Consider the following 12,681-nt stretch of genomic DNA (forward strand, 5'->3'; position numbering starts at 1 on the left):
GACTTGGGTGCAGCATACCGCGATGCGGGACGGGTGACCACCCATATGCGAGCGGGCAGGGCTTCAAAAGGCGTCATTCGCCCGGTTTCGCAGGGCGTTGAAGCAGATTCATCAACTCGACCGGCATCGGGAAGACGATGGTATTGGTCCTGTCGCCGGCGATGTTGGCGAGCGTCTGAAGATAACGCAGCTGCATCGCCTGCGGCTTGCCGGCGAGGATCTCGGCGGCGGCCAGCAGCTTTTCCGAGGCCTGCAATTCGCCTTCGGCATGGATCACCTTGGCGCGCCGCTCGCGCTCGGCCTCGGCCTGCTTGGCGATCGCGCGCACCATCGACTCGTCGATGTCGACATGCTTGATCTCGACGTTGGACACCTTGATGCCCCAGGCGTCGGTCTGAGCGTCCAGCAGCTGCTGGAGATCCTGGTTGAGGCGTTCGCGCTCGGCCAGCATCTCGTCGAGCTCGTGCTTGCCCAGCACCGCGCGCAGCGTGGTCTGCGCCAGTTGGCTGGTGGCGTTGAGGAAATCCTCCACTTGCAGAATGGCCCTGGCCGGATCGATGACGCGGAAATACACCACCGCATTGACCTTGACCGAGACGTTGTCGCGCGAGATCACGTCCTGGCTGGGCACGTCGAACACGACGGTGCGCAGGTCCACCCGCACCATCTGCTGGATGCCGGGGAGGATGACCACCAGCCCCGGCCCTTTTACCTTCCAGAAGCGCCCAAGCATGAACACCACGCCGCGCTCGTATTCGCGCAGGATGCGCAGGCTGGCGATCAACAGCACTACGACGGCAATTACGAGGGTGAGGCCGCTGATTTCAAACATGCTCTTCTCCTTGCCAGGGTTCGACATCGAGTACCAGGTCGTGGCGTGCGCGCACCCGAATCGTGCTGCCGCGCGGGATGGGGGTCTTGCTGCGTACACGCCAGCGCTCGCTGTGTATGCGCGCCCAGCCTTCGTGTTCGAAGTCCTCCAGGGCGACCCCCGTCGCGCCTACCAGTTCCTCGGCGCCGGTCACCACCGGTCGCCGGCGCGCGCGCAGAGCCAGGCTTGCCACGAAGAAGCTGAACAGTGCGCTGGCCCCCGCCACCGGAACGATCAGCATCCATGGCAGTCCATAACCGGGCAGGTCGGTGTCGATCAGCATGACCGAACCAATGATGAAGGCAGCGATGCCGCCCAGTCCGAGTGCGCCGAAGCTGGGCACGAACGCCTCCGAAATCATCAGCACGATGCCCAGCAGCATCAGCGCCAGCCCCGCATAGCTGATCGGCATGACCTGCATTGCAAACAGCCCGAGCAGCAGACAGATGCCGCCGACCACGCCGGGGAACAGCATGCCGGGGCTGGCGAATTCGTAGATCAGCCCGTAGATGCCGAGCAGCATCAGGATGTAGGCAATACCGGGGTCGCCGATCACGGCCAGCAGGCGGCTGCGCCAGTCGGGCATGACGCGCTCGATCGTGGCGTGCATGGTGTCTAGGGTGACTGTCCGGTCGTTCAGCTTGATGCTGCGTCCGTTTAGTTGCCGCAGCAGGTCGTCCAGATCCGTTGCCACCACGTCGACTACCTTCAGCTTCAGCGCTTCCGACGCAGACAGGCTGACCGCTTCGCGCACGGCGCGCTCGGCCCACTCGGCATTGCGCCCGCGCAACTCGGCGAGGCTGCGGATGTAGGCCGCGGCATCATGCACCACCTTGCGCATCCTGGCATCGCCCGGCGGTGCGCCGGGTTTGTCGGATGTGGCGGGTTCGTTGCCGGCCGGCGCCAGCTCGAGCGGGGTCGCGGCACCCAGGTTGGTGCCGGGCGCCATCGCCGCGATGTGGCTGGCATAGAGGATATAGGTGCCTGCGCTGGCGGCGCGTGCCCCCTGGGGCGAGACATAGGTAGCCACGGGCACCGGCGAGGCGAGGATGGCCTTGATGATGTCGCGCATCGAGGTGTCCAGCCCGCCCGGCGTGTCCAGTTCGATCACGACCAGTTGAACCTGGTCTTTGATCGCCTTGTCCAGGCCGCGCACCAGGTAGTCCGCGCTGGCCGGGCTGATCGCACCCTGTATCGTCAACACCTGCACGCTGGTGGCATTGGCGGTAAAAGGCAGCAGAACTAGAAATATACACAGCGCGAAGCGCATCAGAGTGTGAAGCGGGTTCATCACCCCACTGTAGACGTAATCCTGAAAGTCGTTGGTGCGGGCCGGCGTCGCACAGCCGCGGATTGAAGAGGCGGGTAGGATTTATTACGGGCTATGTCACGGGAACCGCGTCGGGATGCCAGCCCAGTAGGAGATACAGCGCGGCAAATCCCAGCACATAGGCCACGGGCACATGCCAGCCCTCGCGCAGCCAGGTGAGCGTGTTTTTTGCCTCGGGATACAGATTCGACATCGCTACGCCCGCGCTGGATCCGAACCAGATCATGGAGCCGCCGAAGCCGACCGCGAAGGCCAGCAGCCCCCAGTCATAGCCGCCCTGGTACAGGGCCAGCGCGGTGAGCGGAATATTGTCGAATACGGCGGAGACGAAGCCGAGGCCGAAGGTCGTGTGCGCCGACGGCAGCGGTAGCGCCTTCACCGGCATCAGGCTGGCAGACAACACCAGCGCAATCAGGAACAGCGCACCCTTCACCGACTTGCTTACTTCGCCCCAGGGCGTCGGGCGGATGAAGCCGCCAAGTACGATCGCCGCCCACACGCCGGCGGCAGGGAAATCCAGCCCGATATTGGCGGCGATCGCACCGCCGATGATGAGCGCGACGATCACCAGCTGGCCCCAGTCCAGCTGCAGGTCCGTGGGCGGATTCTTCATGACGGGGTGGTAGCGCTGCTGCGCCTTGGCCGCGACGATACCTGAGAAGGTCACGGCCACGATGGACGCGATGAAGGCGTCCGCCACATGGATCGCCGGCACGCCCGCGATCCACATCATGGTCGTAGTGGTGTCGCCGACTACTGAGCCGGCGCCGCCGGCGTTGCTGGCGGCGACGATGCCCGCCAGATAGCCGACGCTGACCTTGTGCTTGTAGACATGCCCCGCCACCACGCCGCCGATGATGGCCGCTGCGATGTTGTCGAGGAAGGTAGAAATGACCGCCACGAGCACCAGCAGCACGAAGCCGCCCTTCCAGTCGTCCGGCAGGAAGCGCGGCAGCCAGTCCGGCACCCGGGACAGCTCGAAATGCCGTGCCAGGATGGCGAAGCCCAGCAGCAGCCCCAGCAGGTTCAGCACCAGCCTTTCCTCGTGCAGGAAGTGGGCGATCAGGTCCATGTCCTGCGCCACCAGCCCCTTGTAGAGCGTGATGGCGACGAGGCCGGCCACTGCGACCTCGAGGTTGCGCGTGTGAAAGATTGCCACCCCCAGCAGGGTGAAGGCGAACAGGAAGAATTCGACGGGAATGTTCAGCAGCGGCATGGCAAGGTCAGATACGGGCAGGGCGGGAATAATAAGCCTTCAGGAGGAAGGGCGGGGCGACGGTGGTGAGCGCGATGACGATCAGCAGGGCGGCGTAGGTCTCGGCGTCGAGGATGCCCTGGTTCAGGCCCAGTTGCGCGAAGATCAGGCCGACTTCGCCGCGCGGGATCATGGCCAGGCCGATGGCGATCTGGCGAAAGCGCGATTCGCGGATGAAGAACCCGGCGGCAAGCTTGCCGAGGAACGCCACTACGATCAGCGCGCCGCCCAGTTGCCAGACGCGGGGCGAGCTCCAGTCCACCGTGTTGAGGTTGAGCGATACGCCGACCATCACGAAAAACAGCGGGGCGAAGGTGTGGATCAGCGGCCGCATCTGTTCTTCCAGCCGGTGAGCCAGTTGCGGGCTGGGGGTGAACCAGCGGTCGAGCGCGGGCAGGCCGAAGCGGCTCATCACGTCGAAACGGAAGTGTTGCGACAGCGCGATGCCCGCGGCGAAGCCGCCCATGATGAGCGGCGCGCCGACCGCGTGTGCCAGCCAGGAAAACAGCAGGATCAGCGCCAGCGCCATGGTGATGAGTAGTCCCGGCGTGGCGGCGCACCGGTCGTAGTGGTCGATGAGGCCGCCCGCCAGCTTGGCGACCAGCGGAGAGAGCAGCATGAACAGCACGATGTAGAGCGCGACGGTGCCGGTGGCGGCGAGCGAGACTTCCTGCTGCACCGCGAACTGGTAGAGGAAGGCCAGCGCCAGCACGCCGAGAATATCGTCCAGCACCGCCGCACCGATGACGATCTGCGCCTCGTCCGAATGGCGTTTGCCGAGGTCGTCGAGCACCCGCACGGTAATGCCGATGCTGGTTGCGGTAAGGGTGCCGCCGATGAAGAGTGCCACCAGATTGTCGAGACCGAAGCCCCAGCGGCAGACGGCATAGCCGAGCGCGAAGGGCAGGACGAAGCCGATGATCGCCACCACGATGGGCTTGATGCCGGACTTGGCCAGGCGGAACAGGTCGGTATCCATGCCGACCTCGAACAGCAACAGGATGATGCCGATCTCTGCCAACAGCTTCATGGTGTCGTCGGGCGAGATCCAGCCCAGCAGCGATGGACCAATCAACAGACCGGCCAGCAGTTCTCCGATCACCGACGGGATGCCGTGGCGTCCTGCGATCTCGGAAAACAGCCGCGCGGCGATCAGGATGACGGCGAGATATAGGAAGAATTGGTGGAGTTCCATGGGGATATCCTGTCGGCTAAGGGTTACAACTGGCGCCAGGTTTGTTGTTGTGGGGACGCAGGGCGACGCGCAGCACATTTATCTTAACGTGCATGGCAGGTGAAGGGTGAATTGGGCTTGCACATGTAAATAATTTTGTGGAAATATAAAAAGACAGTTGCCTGCTGCCCGGTTTCTGGCCACGGGCGTCAGGCGACACGCGCATCATCCTGCAGCCCAGCCCGGTTTGCCGACAGCCGCGCCCCCGATCTTCCTTGCAGTTATCCGGTTCGAGTGTTCTCTGCCGATATGGCTGAATTCATCGATTTGGCCTGGGAAAAGAATACGTTGAAACACGACTGGAAAATTGTGGTGGCAGGCCGCCTGTTCACGTCCACCACCTTGGGCGATACGGTCTTGCTTTTCAAACTGGATTACACGATCTAGCCTGAAGAGTCTCCGGTTGGCGTGAGCGCCAACAAAAACTATTGTGCAATATGTTTTATATGGGTGTTCAACATGACGACGCCGAATGATGCGATTGCGCCCCACGCCGCGGTCCAGTCGGACAACCAGACTGTGATTGCCTTTGGCGAAACCCTGGTCGACCAGTTTCGCGACCGAAACGTGCTGGGCGGCGCGCCATTCAACGTGGCGTGTCATCTCGGCGCGCTGGGCGCGCATCCGGTTCTGGTGACGCGAGCCGGCAAGGACGCGCTGGGCGACCAGCTGTTGCAGGCGATGAGCGAACGCGGCCTCGATCTGCGCGGCGTGCAGCGCGATCCATCGCGTCCGACCGGACGCGTCAAGGTGACCGAAACTGCTCGCGGCCATGCGTTCGACATTCTGTCCGACCAGGCCTACGACCACATCCATGCCCGTCCGGCACGGATGGTAGGACTGTCCTTACATCCGCAGATGGTCTACTTCGGCACACTATCGCAGCGAGGCGATTCGCGTCGCGCGTTGCGCGAATTGCTCGACACGGTGGACGCGTGCGCATTTCTGGACGTCAATCTGCGCGATCCCTGGGTAGACGCCGATATCTTGCGCTGGTCGCTGCAGCACGCCCGTGTGGCCAAACTCAACGAGGACGAGTTGGATCGCATCGGCGATCTCTTCGCGCTCGACGGCGCCACGCCGCAGGCCCGGGCCGCCGTACTGCTGTCGGGCTTCGACCTGCAGCGGGTGGTGGTGACGCGCGGTTCGGCGGGCGCTTGGACGCTCGACGCGGCCGGGCGCATCGAATCGGTGGACGGGATGCCGCTGGATCAGATCGTCGACACCGTCGGGGCGGGTGATGGATTTTCCGCCGTGCTCATGTTGGGCATGCTGCGGGGTTGGTCACTGGCCGACCAGCTGGCGCGCGCCGATGCCTTCGCCCGCGCCTTGTGCGGCATACGTGGCGCGGTGCCGGCCTCGCAGGATTTCTACCGTCCGTTCATACGCGACTGGAAAATTCAAACGGAGGTGATGCGTGCGTGATCTGTATGTCCTGATGCTGAGCGTGCATGGGTTGATGCGCGGGCATGACCTGGAACTGGGGCGCGACGCCGATACCGGCGGCCAGACCCTGTACGTGATCGAGCTGGCGCGGGCGCTGGGGCGCCATCCCCGGATCGAACAGGTCGACGTGGTCACGCGCCTGGTCGACGATGCTGCGGTGTCGCCGGACTATGCCACGCCGGATGAAGCTCTGGGAGAGCGTGCGCGGCTGGTGCGACTGCCCTGCGGCCCGAGACGCTATCTGCGCAAGGAAAGCCTGTGGAACCACCTCGATCAGCTCGTCGACCGCACCCTCAGCTATCTGCGCCAGCAACCGCGACTGCCCGACGTCATCCACAGCCATTACGCCGACGCCGGCTACGTCGGCGTGCATCTGTCGCAGTTGCTGGGCGTCCCGCTGGTGCATACCGGACACTCGCTCGGGCGCTGCAAGCGCCAGCGCCTGCTCGACCATGGCCGCAAGGCGCAAGCGATCGACCGTCAGTTCAACTTCAGCCGCCGCATCACTGCGGAAGAGGAGGTGCTCGAACACGCCGCCCTGGTGGTCACCAGTACTACGCAGGAAAGCGGCGAGCAGTATGGGTTGTATGAAAACCACCAGCCGGCACGGATGGCAGTGATTCCGCCCGGCACCGATACGTCGCGTTTCGCACCGCCCGGCCGCGAGCCGATTCCCTCGCATGTGCCGGCGCTGGTCGACCGTTTCTTCACGCAGCCGAAGAAACCGCTCATCCTCGCCATCTGCCGGCCCGAAATGCGCAAGAACCTGCAGCGGCTGGTAGCGGCTTATGGCGAATCGCCCGAGTTGCGCGCCCGTGCCAATCTCGCCATCGTGGCCGGCAACCGTGACGACATCCGCAGCCTGGACGAGGCCCAGGCGGACGTGTTGCAGGATTTGCTGCTCGACGTCGACCGCTACGATCTTTGGGGCTGCGTGGCGTTGCCCAAGCGGCATCAGCCGGACGATATCCCCGCGCTTTACCGGTTGGCGGCACAACGCCGGGGTGTGTTCGTCAACCCGGCGTTGACCGAGCCCTTCGGCCTGACCCTGATCGAAGCGGCAGCGAGTGGCCTGCCGGTGGTCGCCACCCGAGACGGCGGCCCGTCCGACATCATTGCGCATTGCGAAAACGGCGTGCTGGTCGATCCCCTCGACAGTACGGACATCGCGCGCGGCCTGCTCGAAATGGTGTCGGATACCCGTACCTGGCAGCGCTATGCGCGGCGTGGCATCAGCGGCGTGGCCCGTCACTACACCTGGGATGCCCATGTCGAGAAATACCTCAAGGCGGTCGACCGGGTGATCCGCCGCAGCCGCAAACAGGTGCGGCGCGAACGCGCAGTTCACCGTCCGTCGGCCCGGCTCATGCCCTACGTGCGGCGCATGCTGGTGAGCGACATCGATAACACATTGCTGGGCGACCGTGCCGGCCTCGACGCCCTGATTCGCATACTCCGCACACAGCCGCGCGGCTTTGGTTTCGGCGTGGCGACCGGGCGTCACCTGTCGAGCGCGGTCGAGGTATTGCGGCAGTCGCGTGTCCCGCTGCCCGATGTGCTGATCACCGCGGTCGGCAGCGAAATCCATTACGGTCCCGAGATCCGCCCCGATAGCGGCTGGCGCCGCCACATCCAGCATCTGTGGCGGCGCGATGCCGTGGCTTCGCTGTTCACGGGCCTGCCTGGGCTGACACTGCAATCCGACGATCAGCAAAGCGATTTCAAACTGAGCTTCAACGCCGACCCGGACACGGCACCGACATTGCGCGAACTCAAGGCGCTGCTACGCCAGGCAGGGCTGCATGCCAACCTGATCCATTCGCACGACGTCTTCCTCGACGTGTTGCCGGTCCGCGCATCCAAGGGGCAGGCTATCCGCTATCTGGCCTATAAATGGGGATTGCCGCTGCGCGCCTTCCTGGTGGCGGGCGACTCCGGCAACGATCTGGAAATGCTGGTCGGGGACACGCAGGCCGTGGTGGTGTCCAACCACAGTTCCGAACTGGAAAAGCTGCGCGGGCTGGAACAGATCTATTTCGCCGAAACGCCCAGTGCATCCGGCATTCTCGAAGGCATGGCGCATTACGGGTTTGCCTGCAACCCGGCGCCGACTTTACAGCAGGAGGCGGCATGATCGACGCATTGAAAACCTGGACGACGGATCACCGCGATCCGGTGGATGCCTTCCTGCGCCGCTGCTTTGCCGAGAACCGCGTCCTGCTGCTGCAAAGCGACCTGTGCCACGTGCTCGACACCCTGGCGACGGAATCCGCCAGTTCGCTCGACGGCACGCCGCTGCAACAGGCCGTGCGCCATTTCCAGGAAGGCGTGTTCCAGCATCCCTGGGCCTATTTTGCCTTGCGCGAAGGGGCCGGGCGCTGGCGTTACCTGCGCATGCATCAGGAACAGCTGGTGCCGGAAAGCGTGTCGGTGAGCGAATTCCTCGCGTCCAAGGAACTGTTCGTGAAACCGCCGAACGACGGCGACAGCGTGCTGGAAATCGATTTTGAACCCTTTGGCCGCCATGTGCCGCGGCTGCAGGAAACGCGTTCGATCGGGCAGGGCGTGCTGCATCTCAACCGGCATCTGGCGAGCGCGATGTTCACCCGGCCCGAAGTGGGGCACGCCCGGATGCTGAATTTCCTGCGCATGCACTCGATCGACGGCCAGCAGCTGATGCTGGCGCCCCACCTCGGCGACGTGGCTGCCTTGCGTGCTGCCTTGCGTGCTGCCTTGCAACAGCTCGAAGCGCGCGACCCCGACACGCCGTGGACCGATCTGGCGGCCGTGCTCGGCCGTCTGGGATTCGAACCGGGCTGGGGCGCCACGGCGGCGCGGACGAGCGAAACCATGGGCCTGCTGGTCGACATTCTGGAGGCCCCATCGCCCACCGCGCTGGAAGCATTTCTGGCGCGCATCCCGATGATCTCGCGTCTGCTGATCCTGTCGCCGCATGGCTACTTTGGCCAGGACAACGTGCTGGGACGCCCCGACACCGGCGGCCAGGTGGTCTACATCCTCGACCAGGTGCGCGCGCTCGAACACGAGATGCGCGACCGCATGGCGATCCAGGGCGTGCAGGTCGATCCGAAGATCGTCGTCGTGACCCGTCTGATTCCCGAATCGGACGGCACCACCTGCAACATGCCGCTGGAAAAGATCCAGGGCACGGACCATGCCTGGATCGTGCGGGTACCGTTCCATCATCCCAACGGCGAGATCGTGCGGCAATGGGTGTCGCGCTTCGAAATCTGGCCGTACCTGGAAGCCTTTTCGATCCATGTCGAACGCGAAGCGCTCGCGCAGCTCGGCGGACGCCCGGATCTCATCATCGGCAACTACTCCGACGGCAACCTGGTCGCCAGCCTGCTGTCGGAGCGCCTCGGCGTGACCCAATGCAATATCGCCCATGCGCTGGAACAGACCAAGTACCTGCACTCGGCGCTGTACTGGGAAGCCAACGACGCGGCCTATCACTTTGCCTGCCAGTACACGGCGGACCTGATCGGCATGAATCACGCCGACTTCATCATCACCAGCACCTACCAGGAAATTGCCGGCACGGCGCACAGCATCGGGCAGTACGAAAGCTATCGCGCGTATACCCTGCCGGGGCTGTACCGCGTGGTCAACGGCATCGACCTGTTTGATCCCAAGTTCAACATCGTGTCGCCGGGTGCCGATGCCGACATCTATTTCCCTTACACCGACACGTCGCGGCGCCTGCATTCGCTGATGCCCGAGATCGAGCGCCTGCTCTATGCATCCGACCCCGGGGTGCCGTATCGTGGCCAGTTCGCCGACCCCGACAAGCCCCTGATCTTCACCATGGCGCGGCTCGATCGCATCAAGAACCTGACCGGGCTGACCGAGTGGTTCGGCGCCTGCGAGCGCCTGGCCGAAGCCGCCAATCTGGTGGTGGTCGGCGGCTACATCGATGCGGCAGCCTCGACCGACGAGGAGGAGAAGGCCGAGATCGCGCGCATGCATGCGCTGATGGACCAGTACCGGCTGGATGGCCGGATGCGCTGGCTGGGCACCCGCCTCGACAAGAACCTGGCTGGCGAACTCTATCGCCATGTCGCCGACCGGCGCGGCGTATTCGTCCAGCCCGCATTGTTCGAAGCCTTCGGCCTCACCCTGATCGAGGCGATGGCCTCCGGCCTGCCAGTATTCGCCACGCGCTACGGCGGGCCGCTCGAGATCATCCAGCACGGCGTGTCGGGTTTCCATATCGACCCCAACGAGGGCGCGGCCGCTGCGGAGGCGATCGCCGATTTTCTGCAGCAATGTGCGGCCGATCCGACGCGCTGGCAGCGTATTTCAACCGGTTCCCTGGCGCGCGTGGCCGCCCGCTACACCTGGCAGTTGTACGCCGAACGCATGATGACGCTGTCGCGCATCTACGGTTTCTGGAAATTCGTCAGCAATCTGGAACGCGGGGAAGTCAGCCGCTATCTGCAACTGTTCCGCCATCTGCAGTTTCGGCCGTTGGCGCGCGCAGTAGGAAAGAACTGAATTTCATGCCCACGGATTATCTGAGTACGGCAGTAGGCTATCTCGGGGAATGGCGCGAACTGGTCGTGACCGCCCTGCATGTCCTCCTTATCCTGGGGCTGTCATGGCTGGTCTTGTGCGTTGCGCGCAAGGCCGTGGCGCGGTTGCGACGGCACATGCAGCACGATGTCGACGACCCCGAGCGGATCAAGCGGCTCAATACGCTGGAGCAGGTGTTTCGCTACATCATCCTGGTGGTCGTCACCCTGGTCGCCGCCATGCTGGTCCTGAGCGAGGTCGGCATCTCGATCGCGCCCATCCTGGCCGCCGCCGGCGTGCTGGGCATCGCCATCGGCTTTGGCGCGCAAAGCCTGGTCAAGGATTATTTCACCGGCCTGTTCCTGCTGCTGGAAAACCAGATACGCCAGGGCGACGTGGTGGAAGTGGCCGGCAAGGGCGGGCTGGTCGAGGAGATGACCCTGCGCTACATCCGCCTGCGCGATTACGAGGGCAGCGTGCACTACATCCCGAATGGCCACGTCGATACCGTGACCAACCGCAGCCGCGGGTTCGCCTATGCCGTTATCGACGTCGGCGTCGCCTACCGCGAGAATGTCGACGAGGTTTATGACCTGATGCGCAAGGTGGCGGCCGGCTTGCGCGCCGATCCGATACTGGGCGGCAAGATTGTCGACGACCTTGAAATTGCCGGTGTCGACCAATGGGGGGATTCGGCCGTCGTGATCCGCTGCCGCTTCAAGGTGATGCCGCTGGAGCAGTGGGGCGTGCGGCGCGAATTCCTGTACCGGCTGAAAAAGGCGTTCGACGCTGCGGGTGTCGAGATTCCTTTCCCGCATCTCACCGTGTATGCCGGACAGAACAAGGACGGCAGTGCGCCGCCGCTGCGTCTGCTGCAGGAAGTGTCGGAGGCAACGTCCTGAGGCGAAACGGGCCGCCGTGTGGTTTTGCCTAGCCGGTATGGCCTGCAATCAGCACGTCGCTGCTGGAATGCGCCAGCACGTGTTTGGTGACATTGCCGAGCAGCAGTTCCTCCATCACCGATTGCCCATGTTTGCCCATCACGATCAGGTCGGCATCCATCGTCTGCTCGTGTTCCAGAATGCGTAGCGTGGCGGTGCCGTGCACGAATTGACGTGTCAGCTGCCGGGCTGGCACCCGCAGCGTACCGATGAAAGCCTCCATCGCTTTCTGCGCGGTGTCGCGCGCCTGAATCCGGTATTCATGAATCTGCTGGTCATCGATTCCGGCGAACTGGAATGTGCTCTCCCATTCCGCCTCGAACGCATGCAGCAGCACGATGTCGGCGTCGGGCAGCCAGGCGTGGGCGACATGGATGGCAGCGGCAGCGTGATCGGAAAAATCGACAGGCGCAAGGATGCGCCGATAAGGCGCCAGCGGGCGCCGCTTGACTGCCAGCAACGGGTGGCGGGATTTGCGCAGGACGCGTTCGGTAGTGGAGCCGAGCAGCATCTCCACCACGAAATGTGTGCCCCGTGCGCCCATCACCAGCAGGTCGGCCTGGCGCGTCTCGACGAGGTCGACCAGGGCGGCGGGCGCGGAACCCTGTGCCACGACGGTGTCGATGCTGCAGGCAGGGTGCGCCGCCAGATGGGTTGCCAGTTCGTCCAGGGTTTTCCCCGCCTGGGCGAACAGCTGCGTTTCGAGGGTGACGGCTTCGCCGGGCAGCATTCGGCGCAGCGCGTCGAGCGCCGATCCGTTGACGATATGCGCGAGGATGAGACCGGCACCGGGATGCGTTTGCACAAGCTGTGCGGCACGTTCCAGCGCATGGCGTGCGGGGGCGGAAAAGTCGGTGGGGCCAGCAGGGTACGGGCCTGGGTCATGGCGACTCCTTGGTAGGAAACGGTTTGTGATGGAAGCAATGCAGGCCGTGCAAGCAAGGTATCGGGGCCGGTCGTATGATCTTCGAGGCAAGCCGTTCCGCAAGCGTGAATCCTTCCTTCGCTTCCGGCAATGGTAGCCCATATTGCGCGGTGTGTCGGGCGATGCCCGATGTATCGACGATG

Annotated in this window: 10 protein-coding genes; 5 read left to right on the forward strand and 5 right to left on the reverse strand. The window is 64.1% G+C overall.

What is annotated here, in order from left to right:
* Positions 1–73: 73 nt before the first annotated feature.
* From B058_RS0110725 to B058_RS0110740, 4 genes are all read right to left on the reverse strand, one after another.
* Positions 74–832 carry a slipin family protein gene (locus B058_RS0110725; RefSeq protein WP_018508486.1) on the reverse strand — a complete coding sequence of 253 codons (759 nt, stop codon included), beginning with the start codon at positions 830–832 and terminating at the stop codon, positions 74–76.
* Entirely contained in the window at positions 825–2,162 is a 1,338-nt protein-coding gene (locus tag B058_RS0110730; RefSeq protein ID WP_018508487.1) for an NfeD family protein, read from the reverse strand. The genes B058_RS0110725 and B058_RS0110730 overlap by 8 nt, the downstream gene beginning before the upstream one ends.
* Before the next feature lie 91 nt (positions 2,163–2,253).
* A complete protein-coding gene (locus B058_RS0110735) occupies positions 2,254–3,417 on the reverse strand; it encodes a hypothetical protein (protein ID WP_018508488.1) in 1,164 nt (387 codons plus the stop codon).
* A gap of 7 nt (positions 3,418–3,424) precedes the next feature.
* Positions 3,425–4,651 carry a cation:proton antiporter gene (locus B058_RS0110740; RefSeq protein WP_018508489.1) on the reverse strand — a complete coding sequence of 409 codons (1,227 nt, stop codon included), beginning with the start codon at positions 4,649–4,651 and terminating at the stop codon, positions 3,425–3,427.
* 288 nt (positions 4,652–4,939) lie between these two features.
* Between B058_RS0110740 and B058_RS18040 the strand changes: the two genes are divergently transcribed.
* The 5 genes from B058_RS18040 to B058_RS0110765 all read left to right on the forward strand — a co-directional run bounded on the left by B058_RS18040 (position 4,940) and on the right by B058_RS0110765 (position 11,574).
* Complete coding sequence (locus B058_RS18040) at positions 4,940–5,077, forward strand: hypothetical protein (protein WP_018508490.1); 138 nt, start codon at positions 4,940–4,942, stop codon at positions 5,075–5,077.
* A gap of 72 nt (positions 5,078–5,149) precedes the next feature.
* Complete coding sequence (locus B058_RS0110750) at positions 5,150–6,115, forward strand: carbohydrate kinase family protein (protein ID WP_051082100.1); 966 nt, start codon at positions 5,150–5,152, stop codon at positions 6,113–6,115.
* Entirely contained in the window at positions 6,108–8,270 is a 2,163-nt protein-coding gene (locus tag B058_RS0110755) for an HAD-IIB family hydrolase (protein WP_018508492.1), read from the forward strand. Before B058_RS0110750 ends, B058_RS0110755 begins: the two co-directional genes overlap by 8 nt.
* Positions 8,267–10,654, forward strand: coding sequence for a sucrose synthase (locus tag B058_RS0110760; protein ID WP_018508493.1), 2,388 nt, complete (start codon positions 8,267–8,269; stop codon positions 10,652–10,654). The genes B058_RS0110755 and B058_RS0110760 overlap by 4 nt, the downstream gene beginning before the upstream one ends.
* 5 nt (positions 10,655–10,659) lie before the next feature.
* Positions 10,660–11,574, forward strand: a complete 915-nt coding sequence (locus tag B058_RS0110765; RefSeq protein WP_018508494.1) for a mechanosensitive ion channel family protein — start codon at positions 10,660–10,662, stop codon at positions 11,572–11,574.
* A 28-nt stretch (positions 11,575–11,602) separates the two neighbouring features.
* Here B058_RS0110765 and B058_RS16865 read toward each other — a convergent pair whose 3' ends face one another.
* The gene (locus B058_RS16865; protein ID WP_018508495.1) at positions 11,603–12,418 is read right to left on the reverse strand and encodes a universal stress protein; all 816 of its coding nucleotides are present in this window, start codon (positions 12,416–12,418) and stop codon (positions 11,603–11,605) included.
* Positions 12,419–12,681 lie beyond the last annotated feature (263 nt).

Origin of the sequence: Thiobacillus thioparus DSM 505, assembly GCF_000373385.1 — a bacterium.
Lineage (GTDB): Bacteria > Pseudomonadota > Gammaproteobacteria > Burkholderiales > Thiobacillaceae > Thiobacillus > Thiobacillus thioparus.

Coding starts and splice junctions, on each gene's coding strand:
- B058_RS18040 (WP_018508490.1), top strand. CDS start 4,940: ATGGCTGAATTCATCGATTTGGCCTGGGAAAAGAATACGTTGAAACAC.
- B058_RS0110735 (WP_018508488.1), bottom strand. CDS start 3,417: ATGCCGCTGCTGAACATTCCCGTCGAATTCTTCCTGTTCGCCTTCACC.
- B058_RS0110730 (WP_018508487.1), bottom strand. CDS start 2,162: ATGAACCCGCTTCACACTCTGATGCGCTTCGCGCTGTGTATATTTCTA.
- B058_RS0110760 (WP_018508493.1), top strand. CDS start 8,267: ATGATCGACGCATTGAAAACCTGGACGACGGATCACCGCGATCCGGTG.
- B058_RS0110740 (WP_018508489.1), bottom strand. CDS start 4,651: ATGGAACTCCACCAATTCTTCCTATATCTCGCCGTCATCCTGATCGCC.
- B058_RS0110750 (WP_051082100.1), top strand. CDS start 5,150: ATGACGACGCCGAATGATGCGATTGCGCCCCACGCCGCGGTCCAGTCG.
- B058_RS0110765 (WP_018508494.1), top strand. CDS start 10,660: ATGCCCACGGATTATCTGAGTACGGCAGTAGGCTATCTCGGGGAATGG.
- B058_RS0110725 (WP_018508486.1), bottom strand. CDS start 832: ATGTTTGAAATCAGCGGCCTCACCCTCGTAATTGCCGTCGTAGTGCTG.